The 24,525-nt window shown below is 69.2% G+C and carries 18 protein-coding genes; 12 read left to right on the forward strand and 6 right to left on the reverse strand.

Annotation, left to right across the window (positions count from 1 at the left end):
- Positions 1–92: 92 nt before the first annotated feature.
- Together IBL26_RS13335 and trkA are read right to left on the reverse strand one after the other, a co-directional pair.
- Positions 93–1,592, reverse strand: a complete 1,500-nt coding sequence (locus IBL26_RS13335) for a TrkH family potassium uptake protein (protein ID WP_187784988.1) — start codon at positions 1,590–1,592, stop codon at positions 93–95.
- On the reverse strand, positions 1,585–2,970 hold the full coding sequence (trkA, locus tag IBL26_RS13340) for a Trk system potassium transporter TrkA (RefSeq protein ID WP_187784989.1): 1,386 nt from the start codon (positions 2,968–2,970) through the stop codon (positions 1,585–1,587). The genes IBL26_RS13335 and trkA overlap by 8 nt, the downstream gene beginning before the upstream one ends.
- Positions 2,971–3,146: 176 nt before the next feature.
- On the opposite strand from trkA, the gene IBL26_RS13345 reads away from it, so the two are divergent.
- Both IBL26_RS13345 and IBL26_RS13350 read left to right on the forward strand, forming a co-directional pair.
- Positions 3,147–4,349 carry an MFS transporter gene (locus IBL26_RS13345; protein WP_187784990.1) on the forward strand — a complete coding sequence of 401 codons (1,203 nt, stop codon included), beginning with the start codon at positions 3,147–3,149 and terminating at the stop codon, positions 4,347–4,349.
- Positions 4,346–5,629: an HdeD family acid-resistance protein gene (locus IBL26_RS13350; RefSeq protein ID WP_187784991.1), complete on the forward strand. Its 1,284-nt coding sequence runs from the start codon at positions 4,346–4,348 to the stop codon at positions 5,627–5,629. The genes IBL26_RS13345 and IBL26_RS13350 overlap by 4 nt, the downstream gene beginning before the upstream one ends.
- Positions 5,630–5,919: 290 nt before the next feature.
- Here the strand turns inward: IBL26_RS13350 and IBL26_RS13355 are convergent, their stop codons facing one another.
- Positions 5,920–6,927, reverse strand: coding sequence for an Lnb N-terminal periplasmic domain-containing protein (locus IBL26_RS13355; protein ID WP_187784992.1), 1,008 nt, complete (start codon positions 6,925–6,927; stop codon positions 5,920–5,922).
- Positions 6,928–6,972: 45 nt separating this feature from the next.
- Positions 6,973–7,776 (reverse strand): MipA/OmpV family protein, encoded by an 804-nt coding sequence (locus tag IBL26_RS13360; protein ID WP_187784993.1) that lies wholly within the window; start codon positions 7,774–7,776, stop codon positions 6,973–6,975.
- Positions 7,777–7,940: 164 nt separating this feature from the next.
- On the opposite strand from IBL26_RS13360, the gene IBL26_RS13365 reads away from it, so the two are divergent.
- The 7 genes from IBL26_RS13365 (at position 7,941) to IBL26_RS13395 (ending at position 14,988) form a co-directional block, all read left to right on the forward strand.
- Complete coding sequence (locus IBL26_RS13365; RefSeq protein WP_187784994.1) at positions 7,941–8,612, forward strand: 4Fe-4S dicluster domain-containing protein; 672 nt, start codon at positions 7,941–7,943, stop codon at positions 8,610–8,612.
- Positions 8,609–10,258 (forward strand): FAD-binding protein, encoded by a 1,650-nt coding sequence (locus IBL26_RS13370; protein WP_241749338.1) that lies wholly within the window; start codon positions 8,609–8,611, stop codon positions 10,256–10,258. The genes IBL26_RS13365 and IBL26_RS13370 overlap by 4 nt, the downstream gene beginning before the upstream one ends.
- Positions 10,255–11,490, forward strand: a complete 1,236-nt coding sequence (locus IBL26_RS13375) for a complex I 51 kDa subunit family protein (protein WP_187784995.1) — start codon at positions 10,255–10,257, stop codon at positions 11,488–11,490. Before IBL26_RS13370 ends, IBL26_RS13375 begins: the two co-directional genes overlap by 4 nt.
- Positions 11,491–11,564: 74 nt before the next feature.
- Positions 11,565–12,089, forward strand: a complete 525-nt coding sequence (locus IBL26_RS13380) for an MbcA/ParS/Xre antitoxin family protein (RefSeq protein ID WP_187784996.1) — start codon at positions 11,565–11,567, stop codon at positions 12,087–12,089.
- Positions 12,086–12,757 carry an RES family NAD+ phosphorylase gene (locus IBL26_RS13385; RefSeq protein WP_187784997.1) on the forward strand — a complete coding sequence of 224 codons (672 nt, stop codon included), beginning with the start codon at positions 12,086–12,088 and terminating at the stop codon, positions 12,755–12,757. The genes IBL26_RS13380 and IBL26_RS13385 overlap by 4 nt, the downstream gene beginning before the upstream one ends.
- Before the next feature lie 162 nt (positions 12,758–12,919).
- Positions 12,920–13,870 carry a 1-phosphofructokinase family hexose kinase gene (locus IBL26_RS13390; RefSeq protein WP_187784998.1) on the forward strand — a complete coding sequence of 317 codons (951 nt, stop codon included), beginning with the start codon at positions 12,920–12,922 and terminating at the stop codon, positions 13,868–13,870.
- Between the two features lie 119 nt (positions 13,871–13,989).
- Positions 13,990–14,988 (forward strand): Bug family tripartite tricarboxylate transporter substrate binding protein, encoded by a 999-nt coding sequence (locus IBL26_RS13395; RefSeq protein ID WP_187784999.1) that lies wholly within the window; start codon positions 13,990–13,992, stop codon positions 14,986–14,988.
- A gap of 110 nt (positions 14,989–15,098) precedes the next feature.
- On the opposite strand, the gene IBL26_RS13400 is transcribed toward IBL26_RS13395, so the two are convergent.
- Positions 15,099–15,383, reverse strand: a complete 285-nt coding sequence (locus IBL26_RS13400) for a winged helix-turn-helix transcriptional regulator (RefSeq protein WP_367615427.1) — start codon at positions 15,381–15,383, stop codon at positions 15,099–15,101.
- A 133-nt stretch (positions 15,384–15,516) separates the two neighbouring features.
- On the opposite strand from IBL26_RS13400, the gene IBL26_RS13405 reads away from it, so the two are divergent.
- On the forward strand, positions 15,517–15,846 hold the full coding sequence (locus IBL26_RS13405) for a nuclear transport factor 2 family protein (protein WP_187785000.1): 330 nt from the start codon (positions 15,517–15,519) through the stop codon (positions 15,844–15,846).
- Complete coding sequence (locus IBL26_RS13410; RefSeq protein ID WP_187785001.1) at positions 15,846–16,631, forward strand: SDR family oxidoreductase; 786 nt, start codon at positions 15,846–15,848, stop codon at positions 16,629–16,631. The genes IBL26_RS13405 and IBL26_RS13410 overlap by 1 nt, the downstream gene beginning before the upstream one ends.
- Before the next feature lie 132 nt (positions 16,632–16,763).
- Here IBL26_RS13410 and IBL26_RS13415 read toward each other — a convergent pair whose 3' ends face one another.
- Positions 16,764–17,534 carry a DeoR/GlpR family DNA-binding transcription regulator gene (locus IBL26_RS13415; protein ID WP_187785002.1) on the reverse strand — a complete coding sequence of 257 codons (771 nt, stop codon included), beginning with the start codon at positions 17,532–17,534 and terminating at the stop codon, positions 16,764–16,766.
- 160 nt (positions 17,535–17,694) lie between these two features.
- On the opposite strand from IBL26_RS13415, the gene IBL26_RS13420 reads away from it, so the two are divergent.
- The gene (locus tag IBL26_RS13420) at positions 17,695–24,471 is read left to right on the forward strand and encodes a DUF4214 domain-containing protein (protein ID WP_187785003.1); all 6,777 of its coding nucleotides are present in this window, start codon (positions 17,695–17,697) and stop codon (positions 24,469–24,471) included.
- The last annotated feature ends 54 nt before the right edge of the window (positions 24,472–24,525 follow it).

Genomic DNA, 24,525 nt, shown 5'->3' on the forward strand with positions numbered 1-24,525 from the left:
CTCAAAAAAGAAAAGAAGGGGCCCGGGGAATTCCTTCCCCGGCCTTCTCCCCGCCATGCCGCACCGGGAACCCGGCAGCCAGCGCTGTAGGATCAACCGCGCCAGAAGCGGGGCATGAACAGGATGAGGATGGTGAACAGCTCCAGCCGGCCCAGCAGCATGGCGCCGCAGAGCAGCCATTTCGCCCCCTCGGGCAGGGCACTGAAATTGCCGGAGGGACCGATCAACGGCCCGAGCCCCGGGCCGATATTGGAGAGCATGCTGACCGCGGCGCTGGCGCTGGTCAGGAAGTCCAGGTCCATGGCCATCAGCAGGATGGTCAAGGCGCCGTAGCAGGCGAAGTACAGCGTGAAGAAGGCGACGACGGAGCCGACCACATCGTCCGGCAGGGGCTTGCCGCCATAGACGCGGGGGAAGACGCCGCGGGGGTAGAGCAGGCGCAGGAACTGCCCGCGCAGCATGATCGCCATCACCTGGAAGCGGAAGATCTTGATGCCGCCGGCGGTGGAGCCGGTGCAGCCACCGACGAACATCAGCGCGAAGAACAGCCCGGTCGCCGCCCCGCCCCAGCCGGTATAGTCGGTGGAGGCGAAGCCGGTGGTGGTCATGATCGACACGACGCTGAGTGCCGCGTGGCGCAGCGCATCCGCCACGCCGTAGCGGCCGGCGCTGACCAGCCAGGCGGCCAACAGCACCGTTGCCACCAGGGTCACGGCCAGGAAGGCGCGGACCTGGCTGTCCCGCAGGATGGAGGTGTCCCGCCGCAACAGGCGCACATACAGGACGAAGGGCAGCGCCCCCGCCAGCATGCCGATGATGGCGACCCAGTGGATGGCAGGCGATTCCCATTGGGCGAGCGAGGCATCGGCGGTGGAGAAGCCGGCGGTGGAAATGGTGCTCAGCGCGTGGGCGGCGGCGTTTAGCGGGCCCATTCCGGCCAGCATGTAAGCCACGGCGCAGACCAGCGTCAGCCCCGCATAGGTCATGACGATGGCGGCGGTGATCTGCCGGATGCGCGGCATGACCTTTTCCGAGCGGTCGGAGCTCTCCGTGCGGAACAACTGCATGCCACCGACTCCGAGCGCCGGCAGGATGGCCAGCGCCGTGGCGATGATGCCGATGCCGCCCAGCCATTGCAGCAGCGCCCGCCAGAGCAGGATGCCCGGCGGCGCGGTATCCAGCCCCACCACCACCGTCGCCCCGGTGGTCGTCAGGCCAGAGACGGCCTCGAACACCGCGTGGGTGATGCTGCCGCCCAGCCCGGCATGCTGGGAGAAGTAGAAGGGGATGGCGGCGCAGAGGCAGACCGCCAGCCAGGAGAGCGGGGTGAGCAGGAAGGCCTGCCGGATGGTCAGCCCGCCGGACATGTCGCACCGCGTGGCGCGGAACAGCAGCGCCGCGATGGCGGCGAGGCCGAGGGCGGAGGCAGCGAAGGGCCGCCAGTCCGGGTGGCCATGCGCCAGGTCCACCGCCGCCGGCACCAGCATGAAGCCGGCCAGCCCCAGCAGCACGCGGCTGACCAGATGGAACAGCGGCCGCAGCCGGGGCAGGGCGGAACTGCGCGGCGGGGCCTTGCCGGCCACCTCACGCATGGGCGTCGGCCTCCGGCAGGGCCAGCAGCGCCTCGGCCTGCTTCAGCGCGGTGCCGGCGATGGCGGCGACCACGCTATCCCCCGGCTGCAGTTGGGTGGTGGCGTCGGGGGTAATGATCTCCTCGCCGCGGATCACGGCGCCGATCAGCATGCCCTCCGGCAGGCCGATGCGGCCGAGCGGGGCGGAGACGAGGCGGGAGCCGGCCAGGGCCCGCGCCTCCACCACCTCCGTCTCGTCCCCCGGCAGCTGGTAGACCTGGGCGATGGCGCCCTTCCGCACATGCCGCAGGATGGAAGAGATGGTGATGCTGCTGGGGCTGACCACGGTATCGATGCCCAGTGAGCCCACCACAGGCGTGTAGGAGGATTTGTTGACCAGGGTGATCACCCGCGCGCAGCCGGCCCGCCGGGCGAGCACGGAGGTGAAGATGTTGGTCTCGTCGTCATTGGTCACCGCCACCAGCGTGTCGGCGGCGCCGGTATTGGCCTCCTCCAGCATCTCCCGCTCCAGCGCATCGCCCTGCAGCACGACAACGGAGGCGCCGAGCGTCTGCGCCACCATCTCCGCCCGCTGCGGGCTGTGCTCGATCACCTTCAGGGAGATCAGGTTCTCCTGGGACAGCGTCAGGGCCAGCTGCAACCCGATATTGCCGCCGCCGACGATGACGATGCGGCGCGCCAGCCGCTCCCGGTGGCCGAATGCGGCCAGCACCCGCTCGATCTGGTCGGAGGGCGTCACGACGTAGACGCCGTCCCCGGCCTCGATGCGGTCCTCCGGGCGGGGGACGAAGGTGGTGCCCTGGCGGGACAGCGCCACGGCGACGAAGCCATGTTCGGCCGCCTTCTGCCGCAGCGCCGCGATGGTGGTGCCGACCGGGGTGCAGGCCGCGCTCTCACACTGGATGCCGAGCAGCTGCAGCCGGCCGCCGGCCAGGGTCACCATGTCGAATGCCCCGGGCGTGCGCAGCCGGCGGGCGATGCCGGCTGCGACCTCCACCTCCGGCGAGATGATGACATCGACCGGCATCTGGTCGTCGGCATAGAGGCCGCTCCAGATCGATTCCAGGTAGCCGTGGTGGCGCAGCCGGGCGATGCGGCGCTTCACCTTGAACAGGGAGTGGGCAACCTGGCAGGCCACCATGTTCACCTCGTCCGAGCGGGTGACGGCGATCAGCAGGTCCGCATCCTTGGCCCCGGCCTCCCGCAACGTGCCAGGGTGGGAGGCGAAGCCGACCATGCCGCGGATGTCGTGGCTCTCATCGGCGCGCCGCGCCGCCTCGTGCGAGGCGTCGATGACGGTGACGTCGTTGCCCTCATGCGCCAGGTGCCGGGCGATGGTGGTGCCGACCTGCCCGGCGCCGCAGATGATGATCTTCATGGCGGTACTCCCGGCTGCCGCGACAGGTTTGGGCCGGGCTGCAAGGCCTTACAAGGGGCGTGCTGGCCGGGCGGTTGCACCGCACGCAACACCGTTGAGGAGATCGTAACGCTCCACTTCACACGCCCTTGTCCCGGCCTTAGCTTCAGCGCTCGCTCGGAAACCATGGGGTCATCGTGTCAGTCAGCGGTCATCAGGCGGCATCGGCCCCTTCAGCTTCCCCTCCATCCCAGGCCCGCCTGCTGTTCTCCCTGGCCGTGGTGATCGGCGCCGCGACCATCTTTGGGCTGACCTACAGCCTGACGGCACCGCTGGTGGCCATCAACCTGGCGGCAGCGGGGCTGAGCGAGACGGTCATCGGCCTGAACGCCGCCATGCATGCCGTGGGCGTGCTGCTGGTGGCGCCCATCCTGCCCCGGCTGGCCGGCCGCTTTGGCGCCCGCCCGCTGATCCTGGCGGCGCTGGTGCTGACCGGGGTGCTGCTGTTGCTGTTCCCCGCCGTGCCCAGCGTCTGGCTGTGGTTCCCGCTGCGCATTGGCCTCGGCATCGGTGCCGAGATCCTGTTCGTGCTGACCGAGACCTGGACCAGCGAGCTGAGCAGCGACGCGACGCGCGGCCGGGTGATGGCCGCCTATACCGCGCTGCTCTCCCTCGGCTTCGCCGGCGGACCGTTGATCCTTTCCTTCACCGGGCCAGAGGGGATGCTGCCCTTCGCCATCGGCGCCGGGGTGTGCCTGCTGGCGCTGCTGCTGGTGGCGCAGCCGCGGGTGATCCAGCCGGCGATGCAGGCCCATGACCACAGCAACCTGCTGCGCTTCATGCGGCTGGCGCCGATCGCCATGTCCACCACCGCGCTGAACGCGGCGGTGGAGACGGCCGGGCTCTCCTTCCTCACGCTCTACGCCGTGCGGCTGGGGTGGCAGGAGCAGGCGGGCACCCAGCTGATCACCACGCTGATGGTGGGCGCCATCCTGCTGCAGCTGCCGGTCGGCTGGCTGTGCGACAAGATGGACCGACAGCGCCTGATGCTGTGGCTGGGCGTGCTCTCCACCGTGGGCGCGCTGGCCTGGCCGCTGATGCTGCAGCACCCCTGGGTGGCCTATCCGGCGCTGTTCCTGTGGGGCGGCGTCTTCGTCGGCATCTACACCACCATGCTGGCCATCATCGGCTCCCGCTTCCGCGGCACCGACCTCGTCGGCGTCTATGCGGCCATGGGGTTGCTCTGGGGCGGCGGCGCCCTGCTGGGCCCCAGCCTGGCCGGCCTGGCGCTGGACGTGACCACCCACGGCCTGCCGCTGTTCGTCGCGCTTGCCTGCGGCGGCTTCGTGCTCTTCCTGCTGATGTTGCGCCGCTCTGGCGCCGGGGACGCCAGACGATGATCCGCGTGATGCTGCTGCTGCTGGGGCGGGAAGCCATCCAGCGGCGCTGGGGCGTGCTGATGGCCTCCGGCCTGTTCTGGACCGCCTTCGGCCTGTTCATCTTTATCGACGCGCTGGATGGCAAGACCCTCATCCCGCCCCACGTCTTCGGCTACTTCATCCTGCCGGAGGCCGCCGTCAGCCTGCTGGCCGCGGCCGGCAGCCAGGGCACCGCGCGGCGGCTGCGCCTGGTCAAGGGCATCGCCCTGCTGGCGACAGCCTTCCTGATCGTCAGCTCCTATCCCGGCGCCTACTTCACCCTGGCGATGGTGTTCGGCCTTGGCTTCCTGCTGGATGGCACGGTCCGCATCGCCAGCGCCCATATCGTGCGCTTCCCCGGCTGGCGCACCGCCATGGCGGGCGGCATCGTCGAGATCATCCTGGCCATTGCCACCCTGCAGCCCTGGCCGACCTGGTACGCCGGCACTGTCGGCTGCAACGTGGGTGCGGTGATGATGCTCTCGGGCGTCGCCATCATCCGCATCGCACGGCGCATCCGCAGCCTGCCGCCGGGGGCGTCCATCTCCTCCCTGTTCTCCCACAGCCTGCTGCGGCCGGCGCTGCTGGAGCCACTGGCACAGCCGGAAGCCCGCAAGGGCGACATGATTATCCATGTCTGGACGCCAACCGGCACCGCCACCACGCCGCTGCACCAGCGCGCCATCAACCGCTACATCGCGGCGGTGGACGGCAGCGGCGTCATCTCCACCGGGCACGCCGCGATGGAAATGGCGCCGGACCTGTATATCAGCCACTACCCGGGCGTGGAGATCGACCGCTCCCCCGGCGACTTCACCCGTATCCTGCGCGCGACGGCGGATAACGACGTGCCCGGCCGCTTCCAGCCCAGCTATGCCGAGGAAGCCGCCGGCTGGTGCCCCTCCACCGTGCAGGTGGTGTTCAAGGACTTCAACGCGGAACGGCTGCGCGCCTTCTGGGCCTCCTACCGGCAGGACAGCACCTACAACCTGACCAACCGCAACTGCTCCAGCGTCGTCGCCAACGCGCTGGACGCCTCGCTGGAAGGCGCCTTCCTGGGCAAGCGATGGCCGGTGCTCTCCGTCCTCGGCGCCATCACCAACCCGGAACTCTGGGCCGCAGGCCTGATGCGGGAACGGGCGGAAAGCATGGCCTGGACGCCCGGCCTGCTGCTGGACTACGCCCGGGCGATGAGCGCCGTGATCGAACCACCGCCCAGCCTCTGGCGCCGCCTCGTCTCGCGTGAGCGCAAGGCGGCTTGAGAAGGGGAAGAGGAAGGTGAAGGTGAAGGCTGGGGAAGAATTCCCCAGGCCCCTTCTTTTTTCTGCAAGTCTGGCGTCACGCTTCAGACTTTGAGCGGACGCTCCTGATGATATTTGAAATGGGCCGCGCGGGCTGAACCCTTAGTCGCCGGAGGTCTAGGACCTCTGGCGCACCCAGCCGTCTCTCAAGACCGCGCCAGCCGCCACGCCCGAAAAACTCGAAAAAAGAAGAGAAGGGGCCCGGGGAATTCCTTCCCCGGCCTTCTACCCTTCATCCCATTCGAGCAGCATCATTCCTCCAAGGGCACCGGCCGCCCGGCCGCGTCGTAGCCCGGCACACCCTGCCGGATACGCGCCGAGAAATCCGTGGCGTCCCCGGCGGTGCGGGCACGGTCGGTGATGCGGCCGGCGGCGCGCAGTTCGTCCAGCGTGTGGCCGGGGACCAGGCCTTCCACTTTCAGCAGGTAATCGGGCAGGTAGCCGGAGGCCAGCAGGCGGTAATCCAGCGGCAGCCCGTCGATGATCCGGCGCACCATCTCGTAGACCACGGTGGTGCAGTTGGCGGTGAAGGTGTTGTAGAAGCGGGGCGCGTGCGCCAGTTCGTCCGCCTTGGCTACATAGGCCAGGAACAGCGACCGCATGGCCGCCTGCGGCATGGCGACACGGTAGAGATAGACGTCCTCCCCCCGCTGGTTGGTGCGTACGGCGAGGATGTCGCGCTCATCGGCGGCGACGAGGCTGGCTTCGAACTGCCGGAACAGCCCGCCGATGGCGGAGAACTTCTCCCCGTGCTTCTTGCGGATCTCGATGGAGAAGGCCAGGTGCTCGCCATTGGTGAAGCCGAAGCAGACCAGCGTGTGGGCGATGGCGGGGCCCATCCAGTAGGACAGGGCGACATCGACGCTGGCCAGCGTATCCAGGTCGTAGTCCCGGCTTTCCCAGCGCGGCGTGCTGGCGGAAGGGCCGTGCCAGCGGAAGTTGCGCAGGTTGTGCAGCGTCACCGTGCTGCCGTGCACCTCGCCGCGCAGCAGGCAGGCGACGTCTTCGGCCCAGGCACGGTCCTGGGACGGGCGGAGGGAGAACCACCAGCCCAGCACCACTGCCAGCGCCACAGCATAGGCGGCGAAGGCGAGGGCGGAACCGGTGATCCAGAGCAGCGCGATGGCCACGAGGCCGAACCCGCCCCAGGCAGCGGCGAGGCCCTGGCGCACACGCTCCCGCGGCGGGGCACGGATGGCCAGGGCCGGGCAGACCCACAGCATCGACAGCAGGATGAGCAGCGTCCCCGCGACGATCATGCCTCCGGCCGCCCGTAGCGCGCCGAACCGAACCGGGCCAAGGCGTCAGTACAGCCGGTAGGACAGGAACAGGGCGGATTGCACCTGGTCGCGTGAGCCGCCGGGGCCGGTGACCAGCGGTGAGTCGGCGGCGTCCCCCTGCAGGCGGCCATACTCGACGAAGCCTTGCAGGCTCCAGCGATCCGTCATCCGCCACTGTGCCGCCACCAGCGCGCCGACGCGCTCGATGCCGCTGCCGGGGCGGTAGGCGGCGTAGCCGCTGCGCAACGCCTCGGCATCGCTGATGCCGTAGAAGGAGCGTGCGTATTCGCGGCTGGCCGCGCGCAGCTGCGGCCCGGCGGTGAAGGCGACGCGGCCGACGGGCACGGAGAGCAGCAGCCGCGCTTCCATCGCCGCGCCGCCATGGCTGCGTGCCACGTCCTGGGTGAGCGTGACATCGGCGTAGAGCGGGCCGGCGGTGTAGGCGATGAAGCCGCCGGCCTCCACCGTGTCCGAGAAGCTGCGCAGGCCGGTCAGGTAGCGGCGGCTATCCTCGGTGGCACGGCCTTCGCGCAGCCGCAGCATCGGGCCCATCGAGAAGCCGGCCGCTTGCAGCGCCGAGATACGGGCGCCGTCCAGCAGGTCGAAATCCAGCCACTCGCCATAGCCGCCAGCGATCAAGGGGAAGGGGCGCAGCTGCGTGCTGGAACTGCCGGCATAGGACGGGCTGGCGAAGGGGCCCGCGCCGAGATTGAGCTCGAAGCCGTCGCGCGGCTGGCCGAACAGCTTGTCCTCGGGGATTTCCTGCGCCTGGGCGGCCGATGCCAGCAGGAGGGACGCGGCCATCGCGATGGCGGGAAGACGGGACATCAAGCTGCTGCACTCGTACCAGGTCATGAAAGCACAAGCATGGCATATCATGCCGGCGTCCCGACAGCCCCGGCGTGCCGCTTTCGTCAAGCAACCGGGATTTGCCGCCCGCGCCGCTTCTGCCGCATGCTGAGGCGAGGGAAACAGGCAGGAGCAGCAGCGCCGTGAGCGAGACAGAGCCAGCCGGAACACCCCTGCGCCTCGTCTTCGACGGCCATGCCCTGCAGGCCCGGCCGGGCGTGTCGTTGCTGCAGGCCTGGATCGCCGCCGGGTTGCCGCTGACGGAGAATGTCGGGTGCATGGGGCAAGGCGTCTGCGGTGCCTGCCGCGTGCTGGTGCGGCGCCCGGGCGAGCGCATCGCCGGCACCGCCCTGGCCTGCGAGATGCCGGCCGAGGAAGGGATGCAGGTCTCCTTCATCGACCATTTCCCGGCGCGGCGGCCGCATGCCTATGACCTCTCCGCCCTGACCGATAGCTGGTCCATCCCCGACCAGATCGACGCGGTGTTCCCCGAGGCGAAGCACTGCCGGCATTGCAGCGGCTGCGACCGTGCCTGCCCGAAGGGGATTCCGGTGCAGCGTATGGTCAACCTGGCGGCGGAGGGCCAGGTCTTCGCCGCGGCCGAGCTGTTCGATGCCTGCGTCATGTGCAACCTCTGCGTTGCCGCCTGCCCGGAACATATCGACCCGGCGCATCTGGGCCAGTTCACCCGGCGGATGCACGCGGCGCTGACCCTGCGCCCGGCCGACCTGATGCAGCGCCTGCGGCAGATCGAGGCTGGCGAGCAGCCGATCGACCTCGACGCCCCGGGCGCCAGCCCGCCGGTGCAGACATGAGCGACGCGGGAATGACCGATGGGGGGATGAGCGGCGGCATCGGCTTCGCTGCCGCGCTGGCCGCCTGGGATGCGGCCGCGCCGGCGCCGGCCCGCGCCTGCGGCCTGAAGGTGGCGGACCTGCTGCGCGGCTTCCACCCGGACCACCGCCCTGGTGGCATGGTGCAACTGGTGGCGGGGCCGAATGAAGGCGCGCCGTGCCCGGCGCAGCTGGCGGCGCTGCTGCAATCGGACTCGTTGCTGGAGGATGTGGACCTCGCCGGGGCCACGATCCTGGACGCAGATGTGCTGGTGCTGGGCGGCGGGGGCGCCGGCTGCGTCGCCGCGCTGGCCGCCGCGCGGGCGGGGGCACGCGTGTTGATGGCGACCAAGCTGCGCATGGGCGACGGCAATACCGTGATGGCCGAGGGCGGCATCCAGGCCGCCATCGGTGCCGAGGACAGCCTGCAACGGCATTTCGAGGATACGCTGCGCGCCGGCCATTTCGCCGCCGACAAGGCGTTGGTCGCGGCGCTGGTGGGGGATGGGCCGGACGCCATACGCTGGTTGGTCCGCGAAGGCATGAGCTTCGACCTGGCGGATGAGCGGCAGCGGATGGGGGGCGCCCTGCTGCGCAAGAAGCCCGGCGGCGCCACGGCGGCGCGCCTGCTCTCCTACCGCGACTTCACCGGTCTGGAGTTGATGCGGGCGTTGCGGGAGGCGGTGCTGCTGCAGCCCGGCATCAGCGTGCTGGACGGCCACCCGGCGCTGGAGCTGCTGACGGATGACCGCGGCCGTTGCGGCGGCGCGGCGTTGCAGGATCTGGGGCAGCGGCGGCTGGTGCTGGCGCGGGCCGGTGCCACCATCATGGCCACAGGCGGTGCCGGGCGGCTGCACCTGGCGGGCTTCCCCACCTCCAACCACTATGGCGCCACGGCGGATGGGCTGGTGCTGGCCTACCGTGCCGGCGCCCGGTTGCGGGAGATGGACAGCTTCCAGTTCCACCCGACCGGCATTGCCTGGCCGCCGCATCTGGAAGGCACGCTGATCAGCGAGGCCGCGCGCTCCGCCGGGGCGCGGCTGGTCAATGGCCGGGGGGAGCGCTTCGTCGAGGAACTGGCGCCGCGCGATGTCGTCGCCTCCGCCATGTTGCGCGAACTGGCGGAAGGGCGCGGCGTCGGCCGCGACGGCAAGCTGGGCCTGTTCCTGGATACGCCGAGCCTGGAGCGCGAGCAGCCTGGCATTCTGGCGCAGCGGTTGCAGACGCTGTCGCACCTGGCCCACCGCGCGGGTTTCGACCCGGCGCGGGAACCTTTCCTGGTGCGGCCGACGCTGCATTACCAGAATGGCGGCATGGCCATCGATACCGATGGCCGCAGTGCCTTGCCCGGCCTGCTGGCGGCGGGCGAGGTGACTGGCGGCCTGCATGGCCGCAACCGCATGATGGGCAATGCGCTGCTGGAGCTGGTGGTGTTCGGCCGCCGCGCCGGTGCCAGCGCCGCCGCCGATGCGCGGCAGGAGCGCCCGCGCAACCTAGGGCTCAACCACCTGGCCGGCTGGCGGCGCGGTTTGCTGGCGGCGGGGCTAGGGCTGGAGGCCAAGGGCCCGCTGCTGTTCCCGCCCTATGGCAACGTCACACCCCAGGATCTGCGGAGGCACGCGGCATGAAGGTGCTGACCGACCCCGCCCTGTGCGTCGGCGCCGACCTGGCGGCCTGGATGGCACGCGGCGGCGGCGAGGGGCTGTCGCGCGCGCTGGCGGAGCCGGCTTCCATCATCCCGGTGCTGGAGGCCGCCGGGCTGCGCGGCCTGGGCGGCGCCGGCTTTCCCACCCACCGCAAGTGGTCAGCCGTGGCGGCTCAGCCGGGGCCGGAACGCTGGATCATCTGCAACGGCAACGAGGATGAGCCCGGCACCTTCAAGGACCGTTTCCTACTGGCCGAGACGCCGCATCAGGTGATCGAGGGCGCGCTGATCGCTGCCGTGGCGACCGGGGCGGCGCAGGTGGTGCTCTACGTCAATCCGCGCGAGGCGGCGGGGGTGTTGGCCTGCCACGCGGCAGTGGCGGCGTGGCAGGCGCATCCGCTGGCCGCCGCCGTCTCCGCTGCCATCGGGCAGGCGCTGTGCCTGCGCGTGGTGGAAAGCTCCGGCCACTATATCGGTGGGGAGGAGACGGGCGCCGTCTCCAGCGTTATGGGCGGGTTCCCGTTCCCCCGCCTGAAGCCGCCCTTTCCGTTCGAGCAAGGGGTGAACGACCGGCCAACGCTGATCAACAACGTCGAGACTCTGGCGCATGTGGCCCACATCCTCCGCCATGGCGCCGCATGGTACCGGGCGCTGGGGCTGGGCGACGCCGCCGGGACCAAGCTGTACTCGCTCTCCGGCGACGTGCTGCGGCCCGGGCTGCATGAGTTGCCGATGGGCACGCCGCTGCGTGAGCTGGTGTTCGTGCATGGCGGCGGCATGCTGGCGGGCAAGGCGTTCAAGGCGGTGTTCACCGGCGGCCCTTCCAATACCTTGCTGACCGGGGCGGACCTGGACGTGGCGCTGGATTTCGAGAGCGTACGCGCCCGGGGTTCCCGCCTCGGCACCGGGGCGATGATCGTGGTGGGGGAGGGCACCAGTATCCTGCGCAAGACCGCGGAATACGTGGCCTTCTTCGCCGCCAATTCCTGCGGCCAGTGCCCGCCCTGCAAGATCGGCACCCACCAGGTCTCCCGCATTCTGGAGCGGCTGGACACTGGCGCTGGGCGGATTGGCGATCTGGAGGCGCTGGAGAACCTGTCCCACATGCTGCCGGGCAGCGGGCGCTGTGGCCTGGTGGATGGCGCGGCGACGGTGCTGGCCAGTTCGCTGGAGACCTTCCGGGCGGAATACGAGGCGGCCTTGCCGAGAGGCTGACCCATGCCGGGGCTTTAAACTCTGGACTTCGTCCTGATATAGGCATAGTCCAGATCCGGACATGGGAGGCTCTGATGCCCCAGACTGTTGCCACTGCCAGCCAGGACAACGCCGCCGAGCCGCGCCTGGACCCCGCCCGCTTCGCGCCGGAGAACCGGCGGCGGTTGAGCGCGCCGGGGCTGCGCACCTTCCTGGCCATAGCGGATCTCTGGGGCCTGGACGAGACGCAGCGGCGGCTGGTGCTGGGCTATCCCTCCCGCTCCACCTTCCACAGCTGGGCCCGGACGGCGCGGGAGCATGGCAGCCTGACGCTGGATGTGGATGTATTGACGCGGATCTCCGCGCTGCTGGGCATCCATCAGGCGCTGGGCGTGCTGCACGACATTGAGCAGGAGGCGGTGGCCTGGCTGCGCATGCCGCACGACGCCACCGTTTTCGGCGGCCGCCCGCCGCTGGAGTTGCTGACCAACGGCACGCAGGACGGGCTGATGACGGTGCGGCGCTTCCTCGATGCCGCGCGGGGTGGGCTGTACATGCCGCCAAACGCCATCGACCGAGACTTCCGGCCGGCGACCGACGCGGATCTGGTCATCTCTTGACCGAGGCCTTCGCGCCGGCACCGGCGCCCAGCTACCGGCTCATCCCCTCCCGCTTCCCGCCGATCGGCCTGTTCGACACGGTGGCGACGGCGGCGGATGCGGCGGCGGTCATGGAACTGGCCGGCTGGACCAATGACCGACTGGTGGCCGACCGCATCTGGCGCCTGCCGGCCGACGAGTGGGTGTATGGGCGTGCCAATGCCAGCGTGGTCATGGCAACCTTCCTGCACGTGCCGCCCGGTGGTGCCCGCTTCAACGGGCCGGAGTTGGGCGCCTGGTACGCCGCCGCGGCATTGCCGACCGCGGCCTTCGAGGTCGCGCACCATCTGCGGCGGGAAGCGGTGGCGCGCCGGCTGCCCAGCCTGCGCCGCACCTACCGCACCTACCGGGCGGAACTGGCCGGCGACTACCTGGACATACGCGGCCAGCAGGCACGGCGCGCCGACCTCTATGCGCCGGACAGCTACGCCGCGTCCCAACCCTGGGGAGAGGGGGTGCGCGCGGGTGGTGGCGCCGGCATCCTGTTCGACAGCATCAGGCATGTCGGTGGCCTCTGCGCCGTGGCCTACCGGCCGCGCAACATCCGCGACGTGATGCAGGCCGACCACTGGGAGCTTTCGGTGGAGGCCGCCACGCGGCGGGTTGGGTTGCGACGGCTGACGGCCTGAGCGACCTGTGCGTGCCCCGCCCTTGGGGGCCTGGATCACCCGGGCACAATCTGCCATTGCTGGTTCAGGAGATCCGCGAGAGATCCAGGATCAAGGCCGCCCGTGCCGCGAGCCGGCCCGCCGCGCCCGCCCTGGCGCGGCCAGACAGTAGAGGACGCCGCCATGTCGCCCGTGATCACGACCCTGACGCTCAACCCGACCATCGACCTGGCGAGTGAGGCGAAGGCCGTGCAGCCGGTCCGCAAGGTGCGGACCTTCAATGAGCGGCAGGACCCGGGCGGCGGCGGGGTCAATGTCTCCCGCGTCGTGCGGGAATTCGGTGGTGAGACGCTGGCGCTGATCCTGGCCGGCGGCGTGACCGGCCGGTTCCTGGAGGAGTTGCTGGACGAGGCCGGCGTGCCCCGCCGCAGCATCCCCATCGCCGGGCAGACGCGGATCAGCCACACCGTGCTGGACCAGGAGAGTGGGCTGGAATACCGCTTCGTCGCCCAGGGTCCGGAGGTCAGCGCGGCGGAATGGGGCGCGGCATTGCAGGCACTGGAGGAGATCGATCGCGGCTGGCTGGTAGCCAGCGGCAGCCTGCCCGCCGGCGCACCGGCCGATTTCTATGCACGTGCCGCGGCCATCGCGCAGCGGCGCGGCCTGCACCTGGTGCTGGATACGTCCGGCGATGCGTTCCGCGCGGCGATGGAGCATGGCGGCATCGAAGTCGCCAAGCCCAGCCTGGGGGAATTCGAAGCCTTCATCGGCCGCGAGCTGCGCGAGACGGCGGCGCTGGAGCAGGCGGCGATGGAGTTGGTGCGGTCCGGCCGCGTCCGCCACCTGGCGGTGACGCTGGGCCATAACGGCGCCTTGCTGGCCAGTGGCGAGACGACGTTGCGGCTGCCGGCGCTGGATGTGGAGGTGAAGGGCGCGGTTGGGGCCGGTGACAGCTTCCTGGCCGCGATGACCATGGCGCTGGCGCGCGGGCGCGATGTGAAGGATGCTTTCGCCTGGGGCATGGCGGCCGGCGCCGCGGCGGTGTCCAGCCCCGGCACCGCGCACCCGGCGCGCGAGACGGTGGTGGAGTTGCGCCGGCGCATCACGCAGGTACCGTTCGTCGACGTTGCCTAGGCTGTCTATGGCCGCCATGGCGGATGGCGGCATGGGCAAACTCCGGCGGTGACGCTGCGCCGCGGATTGGGCAGACTGGTTCCTATCGGCCCGCGAGAGGCCGGCGAGGAGACCTATCCATGCTCACCCGACGCCATCTTGGCAGCCGAACCGCCACGCTTGCCCTTGCCACGACCGGGCTTGTGCTGGCCCGCCCGGCCCTGGCCGCGTTCCCGGACCGGCCGATCACCGTCATCGTCCCCTTCGCCCCTGGCGGTGCGAACGATCTGGCCGGGCGCCTGCTGGCCGACCGCATCGGCCCGCTGCTGACCCCTGAGGGACGAGCCCTGGTGGAGAACCGGCCGGGTGGCGGCAGCGCGATCGGGGCGGATTACGTTCGCCGCGCCCGCCCGGACGGCTACACACTGCTGGTGGGTTCCGCTTCCACCCTGGCCGTCGCGCCGGCCTCCGGCGCCAGCGCCGCGCGCTATCATCCGACGCAGGATTTCACGCCGATCACCGTCGTCGGTACCAGCCCGCTTGGCGTGGTGGTGCCGGTCAATTCCGGCATTACCACGCTGCAGCAACTGGTCGACCGGCTGCGGGCCGAACCCGGGCGGATTGCCTATGCCAGCTCCGGCGTTGGCGGCGTTTCCCATCTCGGCGCCGATTACCTGGCGAATCTGGCTGGCACCAGCGCGCAGCACATTCCTTATCGTGGTGGCTCGCAAACGGCGGAATCGCTGATGAAGGGGGAGACGCTGTACGCCGTCGATCAGCTCGGTTCCGTCGTCGGCCAGATCCGCGATGGCGCGCTGCGGCTGCTGGCCGTCACCACCAAGCAGCGTGACCCGAACTTCCCGGATGTGCCGACCGTCGCGGAAGCCGTGTTGCCGGATTACGAGCTGACCACCTGGACGGTCATGGTCGGCCCCAAGGACATGCCGGCCGACATTGCCGATGCGCTCAGCAAGGCCGCCAACGCGGCGCTCACCGAGCCGCGCGTGCGCGAGCGGTTGGAGAGCACCGGCACCACCCCGGTGCCGGACAGCACGCCTGCCTCCACCCGCGCGTTTCTGGACCGCGAATTCGCGCTGTACCAGAACATCGTCCAGCGCATCGGCTTGAAGCTGGATTAGGCCGGGCCTTTGGTGATGGCAGTGGCGAGGCGCGCTTTACCCGGCCGACATGCGCGTGTCGCCGCAGCTGGAGGACGCGCGCAGCGGCACCGTCTTCCTGCCATCAGTCCTCAAGGTTTCGCCTCTGCCCATGTCAGCAGCGCGTCGAGTACCGGGCACAGGGACTGGCCCCATTCGGTCAGTTGATATTCGACCTTGGGCGGCACTTGATGATGCACGATGCGGGTGACGATGCCGTCCGTCTCCATCTGCCGCAGTTGCTGGATCAGCATCTTCTGCGAGATCGTGGGAATCGCCCGCTCGAGATCAGAGAACCGTAAGAGTTTGCCGCCGAAGAGATGGAACAGGATGACCAGTTTCCACCGGCCCTCCAGCATTCGGATGACATGCTCCACGCCGGATGCAGCCGTCGCTGGCGTGTACTCCACCCGCTTACCTTCAGGTAAGTACCCTACTTTCTGGTGCGTACTTGTCATGTTGCCCAGGTAAGGCGATCTCATCGGCACACGCAACCGTGGAGCTGAGCCGATGAATGTGCTGCGTCTTCCCGAGCTGGTCGCCACCTATTTCGCACTTCCATCTGCTGCCGATCTGACGTCTCTGGAAGCCGTCTTCGCGGACGATGCCGTGGTCCGGGACGAACGGCACGAACATCGGGGCGTTGCGGCCATCCAGGCCTGGCGTGCCGACACTATGGCCCGCACGCCGTTTACGGCCCGGCCGCTCTCGGCGGAGGAGAAGCAGGGCGTCCTGGCCGTCCCCGCCGAGGTGACAGGCTCTTTCCCCGGGAGTCCGCTGGTGCTGGTGCACCGCTTCACGGTTCGTGATGGCCGTGTCGCTAGACTGGAGATCGGCTGATGGGCGCGCGTTGGATCGACCTTGCCGGCCAGCGTGCGGTCGTGACCGGTGGCACCAAAGGGGTAGGGCAGGCGGTGGTGGCGGCGCTGGCGGCGGCGGGTGCCCGTGTCGTGACCAGTGCACGCGCGAGGCCGGCGACGTTGCCGGACGGTATCGGCTTCGTCGCGGCGGACCTGATGTCGTCGGATGGCTGTGCCGCGCTGGCACGCTTCGTGGAGGCCGAGCTTGGTGGCGTCGACATCCTGGTCAACGTGCTCGGTGGATCGAGCGCGCCGGGCGGCGGGTTCGCGGCGCTCGACGACGCCCTGTGGATGAGCGAGCTGAACCAGAACCTGATGGGCGCCGTACGGCTCGATCGGGCGCTGGTGCCCGGCATGGTGGAACGCCGCTCCGGCGTCGTGATCCACGTGACGTCGATCCAGCATGAACTTCCGCTGCCTGAATCGACCATGGCCTACGCGGCGGCCAAGGCGGCGTTGGCGACATACAGTAAAGCGCTGTCGAAGGAAGTGACGCCGAAGGGCGTGCGCGTGGTGCGGGTCTCGCCCGGGTGGGTCGAGACAGAGGCCGCCGTGCGGCTGGCGGAACGCATCGCGCAGCAGGCCGGCACGGATTACGAGGGCGGAAAGGCCATCATCATGCAGAGCCTGGGCGGCATTCCCCTTGGCCGCCCGGTACAGCCGCAGGAAGTCGCGGACCTCATCGCCTTTCTCGTCTCGCCGCGTGCCGGCGCGATCAGCGGCACGGAATACGTCATCGATGGCGGCACCGTGCCGACGGCCTAGGCGGGAGGGCGAACTATCGCCACCTTGCGCTCCTTCGGCGGAAAGCGGCCGTTGAAACCGGGCACCCATACGAAGCGGCCTGGAACGCGAGGGCCGTTGTTCGAAGCATCCCGACTTGGCCCTGTGCCGGGGTCAACGGTCCGCAAAGACCAGTTCGGCGATGCCTGCTTCGCGCCACTGCGCCGCATCGGCCGGGGTCCCGGCCTCCGTCACCAGCGTATGGATGTCCCGGCAGGGGCAGATCTGCGCGCGGCCGATCTGGCCCAGCTTGGCGCCGACCACCATGGCGATGGCCCGGTTGCTGCGGCGGATCATCAGCCGGGCAATCTCGGCCTCCGGTACCAGGTGGTTCGTGGCGCCTTCCGCCGGGTGCAGCGCCATGGGCGCGACCAACGCGACATCGGCGGTGAAGCGGAGGATCTCCGCCATCGTCGTCTCGCCCACCAGGCCCGGGATGTCGGGCCGCAGCCAGCCGCCCAGCAGCATCACCTCATGCCGCGCGCCGGCGGTGTGCAGGGTACGGGCCACGTCGGGCGCGTTGGTCAGGATGGTAAGCCCCTCCATCCGGCATAGTTCGGCGGCCAGAAGGGCGGTGGTGCTGCCGGCGTCGATGAAGCAGGTCTGCCCGGGCCGCAGCAGCTTCACCGTGGCGCGGGCAATCGCCTCCTTCTCCGCCCGGTGCAGTTGCAGGCGGCGGGCCATCGGCGGCTCCGCTCGCATCTCGGCCGTCAGCACCGCGCCGCCATGCACGCGGCGCAGCACGCCGCTGGCCTCCAGCGCCAGCAGGTCCCGCCGCACCGTCTCCCGCGAAACCCCCATGGCCTCGGCCAGCCCTTCGGCGGCCATGCCTTGTTGTTCGCGCAGTTTCTCGACAATCAGGCGCCGGCGTTCCTCGGACCACATGGCGCAGCATCCTTCTGACGTAAGCTGGGGTATTTGTGGATTTACGAGGAAATCATGCGAATTGAAGCTGCCAAAGCAACCTAAACCAATTTTCTCCAAATTTGTCATGAAGCTGTAGCCAGATCTGGCGATGGTGCGCCGCCGGAAAGGAAGCGCCCCCATGAGCACCACCACCTCAGTCTTCGACACCATCATCGGCCGGACTCTACCGGCCATGCCGGGGGGCGGCAGCAACGCGCTGGCCTTCCCGGCTGCCGATGCCGGCGGCGGCTACCGCGTCTCGCCCGGTTTGGGCGGCAGCATCACCAGCTACACGCTGGTCTATGACCTGCTGCTGCCGCCCGGCGATGGCTCGGACTACGCGGCGCTGCTGCAGACCGACATTGGCAATGGCGGCGATGCCGACCTGTTCGTCCGCCGCGGCGGCGAGGCCGGCGGCATCGGCATCGGCGGCGTCTATGAGGGCGAGGTCAGCTACGGCGCCTGGCACCGCCTGGCCTTCAGCTTCGAGGATCTGGGCAACGGCAAGAGCCTGCTGGCCAAGTATATCGACGGCGCCCTGGCCGGGAAGCAGGAGGTGGACACCGCCCGCTATACCATCGACGGCCAGCAAGGCTTCCTGATCCTGGCGGATGAGGACGGCGAGACGCGTGCCGGTGCCCTAGGCGGCTTCCTGTTCGACCCGACGGCGATGACCGCGGCGCAGGTCGCGGCGCTGGGCGGCCCGGCGGGCGGCGGCATCCTGCCCGCCCCCCGGCCCGACGCCACGCAGTTCGACTTCGTCCAGAGTGACCTGGGCGCCAGCTTCGGTCCCGGCAGCCTGGCGGCGCGGGACCCGGCCCAGGCCGGGGAGGTGGGCGAGTTGTCCGCGCTGGCGCTGCCGCCGCTGCCGGACGCGGCGGAGGGCGTGCTGCGCTACCCGGCCGCCGGCGGCAATGAGGGCTTCCTGGTCAAGACGGGCCTCGCTGGTGCCATGAGCACCTACACCCTGGTCTACGACCTGCAGATCCGCCCGGAGACGATGGCCACGTTCGGTGCCTTGCTGCAGACCGACACCGGCAACGGCAATGACGGCGAGCTGTTCCTGCGCTGGACGGACGACAACAAGACCGTCTACGGCACCGGCATCTCCGGCCAATACGAAGGCAGCGCCAGTGGCGGCGGCTGGCACCGCGTCGGCTTCACCGTCACCGATCAGGGCAATGGTACCGCGACGCTGGTGAAGTTCATCGATGGCATCGTCGTTGGTACGCAATCGGTCGATTCCAGCCGCTTCACGCTGAACGGCGAGACCGGCTTCCTGATCATGACGGACGAGGATGGCGAGGTGGCCAGCGGCTACCTGGCGAGCTTCGCCGTCACCGACGTGGCGCTCTCCCCCGCCGAGATGGCGGCGCTGGGCGGCGTGCGGGCCGGCGGCATCTTCGGCGCGGCCACGGCACCCGGCCGCGCCACACAGTTCGATTTCGAGGCCGGTACCTTCGCCCCCAGCTTCGGTGACGGCAGCATGAACCGCCGCGCCCAGGATGGCAGCGCCATCGGTGACGCCGCCGAACTGGGCGCGACGCCGCTGCCCGGCAGCCAGAACGAGGGCGTGCTGGGCTTCCCGGCGACCGAGCCGGGCGACGGCTATACGATCAACCCCGGCACCGCCGACACGCTGGCCAGCTACACCCTGGTGCTGGACCTGCTGATCCCCGAGGGCCAGGAGAGCGACTACGGCGCGCTGCTGCAGACCGGGGAGGGCGACGCCGAGCTGTTCCTGAAGCGGCTTGACGACGGCAGCATCGGCCTCGGCATCAGCGGCCAGTATGACGCGACGACGATGGAGTTTGGTGGCTGGCACCGCATCGCCATCACCGTTGCCGATGCCGGCAACGGCACCGCCCTGCTGACCAAGTTCGTCGATGGCATCAAGGTCGGCAGCCAGAGCGTCGATGCGGCGCGCTTCTCCATCGACGGCGCCAAGGGCTTCATGGTGCTGTCCGACGACGATGGCGAGAGCTGGAGCGGCTGGCTGAACAGTCTGCATATCGCCGATCGTGCCATGGCGGATGCCGAGGTCGCGGCGCTGGGCGAGGCGTCGGCGGGTGGGATCATCCCCACCGCGCCGGCCGGCGGCACCGCCACGCAGTTCGATTTCAACAGCGGCAGCCTGGCCGCCACCTACGGCCCCGGCACGATGGCCGAGATCGGGCTGTCGGCCGGGCCGGTACTGCTGGCGGCCCTGGCCGACCACCGCGTTACGCCGGCGCAGGAGAGCCTGACGATCGACCTCGCCGGGGTTTTCGAAGGCGAGGGCCTGACCTATGCCGTGACGACATCGGAGGGAAAGACCGTTACCGGCGCCTCGGTTGTGGACGGCAAGCTGGTGCTGGCCCTGGGCGGCATCGGCTTTGATGACGTCACTATCACGGCGACGGACACGCACGGCCTGACCGCGTCCGACAATTTCCGCCTGCGCATGGCGGGGGAGAACGCCTACACCATCGCCGTGCTGCCCGATACGCAGGACTATGTCTTCGCCGGACAGGGGCAGAAGATCCTGAATGGCATGACGCAGTGGCTGGCCGACAATGCCGACACGATGAACCTGCGCTTCGTGATGAGCGTGGGCGACGTGGTGGCCAGTAACCAGCCTTCCCAATGGGCCATCGCCAAGGAAGCTTTCGCGACGCTGAACGGCGTGGTGCCCTACTCCATGCTGCCGGGTAACCACGACCAGGGCAGCGGCGGCAGCGCCAACAATTATGGCTCACTGCAATCCAACTACTTCGACACCGACTACATGAAGCAGCATTCCACCCTGGGCGGGGTGTACGACCAGAATCCGAACGAGACCAACAACGCCTGGTACAGCTTCGCGGGCGAGGACGGCACCGAGTGGATCGTACTGGCGCTGGAATTCGGAGCGCGGGACGACGTGCTGCGTTGGGCGGGCGAGGTACTGGATGCCAATGCCGACAAGCGCGCCATCCTGACCACGCACCATTACACCAACATGGGCACGCGGGCGGACAACTACTCCGGCCCCCTCTTCGCCGAGGGCACCGGCAAGGATTACGGCATCGGCAACAGCAACGAGAATGCCAATGACGGCGAGGATATGTGGCAGAGCCTCGTGTCCAAGCACAGCAATGTCAGTTTCGTCTTCTCCGGCCATGTTTTTGGCGATGGTGCGGAGACCATCGTCAGCTACAACGAGGCCGGCCAGCCGGTCTTCCAGATGCTGGTCAACTACCAGAACGGTGTCTCCCTGGAAGCCACCGGCAATGGCGACTCCAGCCAGGGCGGCAATGGCGGCAACGGTGCCATCCGGCTGGTCACGATCGATCCCGACAACAACGCCTTCTATACCGAGACCTACCTCTCCGCGACGGGCGAGTACCTCACTGGCTCCCGCGGCGATCCTGAGCCCTCCCGCGATGGCAAGGGTGGCGAAACGGGCACGCCGGACATCACGATCCAGCCCATCGTCTTCGGCACGCCCGCCGAACTGGACCTGCCGGAACTGCCGGGTGGGGGCGAGGCGCATGTCCTCACCGCGCCCAAGTTCGACCCGAATAACGGCTTGAAGATCACCCCGGGCTTCGCGCCGGCCGATGGCGGCACCACCTTCGATGCCTACACCTTGGTCTATGACCTGTACCTGCCGGCGCAGGGCGGCCTGGCATCCATCTTCCAGACCGACCTGAACAACATCACGGACGGCGACCTCTGGCTGGGCATCGGTGCCAACGGCGCCGTCATTGGCACCAATGGCCAGGACGAAGGCAACCTGCCGCTGGAAAGCTGGCATCGCCTGGTCTTTACCGTCGAGCGCGTGGGCGAGGGTGGCTCGACCTTCACGTTGGGCAAGTATGTCGATGGGGTGCTGCAGGGCACGCAGACGGTCGGCGCCGTCTTCAACATCACCAAGGACGGCTTCCTCATCTTTGCCGATGACAGCTTCGAGACGCCGCAATTCTCTCTCTCCTCCTTCGCCTTTGTCGAGAAGGCGATGAGTGCGGCGGAGGTCGCGGCGCTGGGTGGCGTCACCGCCGGCGGGCCGTTTGCCGCCAAGCCGGACGGCGTCAATGCCGTGCAGTTCGACTTCACCGAGGCGGACCTGACGCCGAGCTTTGGCGAAGGCACCATGTCCCAGACCATCGGCAGCAGCACCGGGCGGCAGCTGACCGGCCGGCTGCTGGAGCATCAGGAGACGGTGACCGGCGTCTATCTCGGCACGCCGGAGACTCAGTTCCGCGCCCATGCCGGTGACGACAAGGTGGCCGAGGCCAGCGGCGACGTTGCCACGGTTTCCATGGATGCCGGCAAGACCGTGGACCCCCTGCACCAGGTGCTGCGCTTCGAGTGGCTGAACGCTGATGGCGAAGTGCTGGCGGCCACCGCGCAGGCGGATCTCACCCTCGGTGCCGGCGTGCACCGGCTGACGCTGCGCGTCACCGATGCGGGAGGCACGGTCAGCACCGATGACGTGAAGGTCGCCGTTACCGATGCCGCCACGCTGCTGCACGAGAATTTTGACGACGGCAATGCCACGGGCTGGCAGTCCCCCGGTGGCAACTGGCAACTCGCCGGTAGCGTCCATTCGCGCGACACGGCGGTGGAGGGCATTGCGGCCGGCCAGGGTGCCATGCGGGCCTTCGATGGTGCGGGCGGCGTGATGCGGTGGCAGGGCCAGGGTAGCGAGAGCTGGTCCGGCTACACCGTCTCCGCCACGCTGCTGGCCGAGGACCAGAAGGGGCTGGGCCTCGTCGCCTACTACCAGGATGACCAGAACCACTACCGGCTGAGCTTCGATATCGCCGATCATACCCGCCAGATCGTCAAGGTGCAGAACGGCGTCGAGACGGTGCTGGCCCGCGAGAGCGCCACCAGCCCGTTCGACCGCGCCATGACGGTGGAACTCGCGGTGGCCGACGGCCGGATCCTGGCGACGTTGGATGGCGAGGCGTTGTTCGGCGGCGTGGTGGAGGACCAGGGCACGCCGTTGGCCGGCGGCACTGTAGGCTTGTGGTCGGAAGGCCAGCGGCAGGTAGTGTTTGACGACATCTTCGTCCGCCAGGGCACGCTGATTGCCGATGCCGGCAAGACCATCCGCGTGGTGGATACGGATGGCGACGGCTTTGCCGAAGTCGATCTCTCGGCCCTCGCCAGCTTCGGCATCGACCTCTCCACCACCGTGGCGTGGAGCGAGAAGGGTGCGGCGCTCGCCAGTGGCGCGGAGGCCAGGGTGCAGCTTGGCACCGGCGACCACCTTGTGCGGCTCGACATGCGCAGCGAAGTGGGTGAGGCCAGCGACACCGTGAAGGTGCAGGTGATCGCCGCGCGGGACGTGCTGTTGCAGGAGGATTTCTCGGCGCCCGCCGCCGGCTGGCGCTTTGTGGATGAGGGCGAGCTCGGCGCCGCTGCCGCCTGGTCCGTGCAGGACGGCAGGCTGGTCCAGGCCGCCAACCGTTACAGCCGCGAACTCGGGGGTACTGGCGACACGGCGCCGACATCCGAATGGAGCCTGAACTGGAGCCCGCTGGGCGACGGCATCCACGCGCTCCGCAAGGGCACCTACGCGCTGTACGAAGGCGAAGGTGCCGCTGGATGGCAGGACTATGCCGTCGATGTCAGCTTCACCGCCCCGGCGGGCGGCGGCGTCGGCCTGTTGCTGCACTACGCCGATGACCAGAACTACTACAAGCTGGAGTTCGACAACCAGACCGGCCTGGCCCAGTTGTTCAGCCTGAAGGCGGGCATCGAGCAGACGCTGTGGCAGGCACCGGTGCGCTACGACGCCGACGCCGCCAACCAGCTGCATGCCGAGATCGTCGGCGGCAAGCTGCAGGCCTGGCTCGGCGATGTCGCGCTGTTCACGGTGCCGATCGAGATCCGTGACACCGAGAAGGGCAGTTTCGGCCTCTACAACTGGGGCAATGCCGGCGTTTCCTACGACGATGTCCGCGTGGTCAGTCTGAGCGGCGATACGCCGGCACCGCTCAACCCGGTGACGGGTTCGGCGGGCGACGATGTGCTGGTCGGCGGCGAGGGGGATGACCATTTTGTCGGCGGCGCGGGCTACGACATCGTGCAGTACGGCTCCGTCCGCGCTGCCTATGCCCTGACCTTGGGCGAGGCGGTGCATCGCCTCTCTGGCCCCGATGGCAACGACCGGATGGAGGGGGTGGAAGCCATCCGCTTCCTCGACAGCACGGTGGAGCTTTCGGCGGCGGGCGGCGGCCATCTGCTAGAGCGTCTGTATGAAGGCGCGCTAGGCCGCGGTTCCGACGCGCACGGCCTAGCGTTCTGGATGGATAAGGCGGAGGCTGGCCTCGACCTGGGTAGCATCGCCAGCAGCATGCTGCGGAGCGCCGAGGCTGGCGGCCGGCCTGCATCGGCGGATGGTGCCTTCGTCACCGGGCTTTATGACAGCCTGCTGGGCCGAGAGGCCTCCGCCAGTGAACTGGCATTCTGGAGCGGCGTGCTCGGTAAGGGGCTGACGCGTGGGGATGTCTTGGCTGGCATCGCTTCCAGCAGCGAGGCCCAGGAAGCGCAGGGGGATGGTCCGCTGGTGGTCGCGGATCTCAGCGTGACGCAGGTCGCCCGTGCCTACGAGGTGATGCTGGGCCGCGATCCGGATCTGGCGGGCCTGGGCTTCTGGGAGCAGCGGAGCGAGGGCGGCATGGCGTTGGAAGACATCATGGCCACCATGGCGGCTTCGCAGGAGTTCCTGTCCGGCCAGGGCAGCCTCGATAACCCCGGCTACGTGCAGGCGCTGTACACCCAGGCCTTTGGGCGTACAGGCGAGGCGGGGGGAATCGCCTTCTGGACGGAGGTGCTGGAAGGCGGCGCCAGCCGCGCTTCCGTGGCGCACCACTTTCTGGCCTCCGGGGAAGGCGAGGCGTTCTTGCAGCAGATGGCGGAGCAGGGCGTGCTCATCGCCTGACGGGGACGAGGGCCGGGCGCACGGGATTGCGCCCGGCCGTTCTCGTCGTCTCCG

The organism is Teichococcus aerophilus, from assembly GCF_014490485.1.
GTDB classification, from domain to species: domain Bacteria; phylum Pseudomonadota; class Alphaproteobacteria; order Acetobacterales; family Acetobacteraceae; genus Pseudoroseomonas; species Pseudoroseomonas aerophila.

Excerpts from the sequence above, each read along its gene's own strand:
- IBL26_RS13370 (WP_241749338.1), top strand. The coding sequence starts at position 8,609 with ATGAGCGACGCGGGAATGACCGATGGGGGGATGAGCGGCGGCATCGGC.
- IBL26_RS13420 (WP_187785003.1), top strand. The coding sequence starts at position 17,695 with ATGAGCACCACCACCTCAGTCTTCGACACCATCATCGGCCGGACTCTA.
- IBL26_RS13355 (WP_187784992.1), bottom strand. The coding sequence starts at position 6,927 with ATGATCGTCGCGGGGACGCTGCTCATCCTGCTGTCGATGCTGTGGGTC.
- IBL26_RS13390 (WP_187784998.1), top strand. The coding sequence starts at position 12,920 with ATGTCGCCCGTGATCACGACCCTGACGCTCAACCCGACCATCGACCTG.
- IBL26_RS13415 (WP_187785002.1), bottom strand. The coding sequence starts at position 17,534 with ATGTGGTCCGAGGAACGCCGGCGCCTGATTGTCGAGAAACTGCGCGAA.
- IBL26_RS13350 (WP_187784991.1), top strand. The coding sequence starts at position 4,346 with ATGATCCGCGTGATGCTGCTGCTGCTGGGGCGGGAAGCCATCCAGCGG.
- IBL26_RS13335 (WP_187784988.1), bottom strand. The coding sequence starts at position 1,592 with ATGCGTGAGGTGGCCGGCAAGGCCCCGCCGCGCAGTTCCGCCCTGCCC.
- IBL26_RS13375 (WP_187784995.1), top strand. The coding sequence starts at position 10,255 with ATGAAGGTGCTGACCGACCCCGCCCTGTGCGTCGGCGCCGACCTGGCG.
- IBL26_RS13395 (WP_187784999.1), top strand. The coding sequence starts at position 13,990 with ATGCTCACCCGACGCCATCTTGGCAGCCGAACCGCCACGCTTGCCCTT.
- IBL26_RS13380 (WP_187784996.1), top strand. The coding sequence starts at position 11,565 with ATGCCCCAGACTGTTGCCACTGCCAGCCAGGACAACGCCGCCGAGCCG.
- IBL26_RS13405 (WP_187785000.1), top strand. The coding sequence starts at position 15,517 with ATGAATGTGCTGCGTCTTCCCGAGCTGGTCGCCACCTATTTCGCACTT.
- trkA (WP_187784989.1), bottom strand. The coding sequence starts at position 2,970 with ATGAAGATCATCATCTGCGGCGCCGGGCAGGTCGGCACCACCATCGCC.
- IBL26_RS13410 (WP_187785001.1), top strand. The coding sequence starts at position 15,846 with ATGGGCGCGCGTTGGATCGACCTTGCCGGCCAGCGTGCGGTCGTGACC.
- IBL26_RS13360 (WP_187784993.1), bottom strand. The coding sequence starts at position 7,776 with ATGTCCCGTCTTCCCGCCATCGCGATGGCCGCGTCCCTCCTGCTGGCA.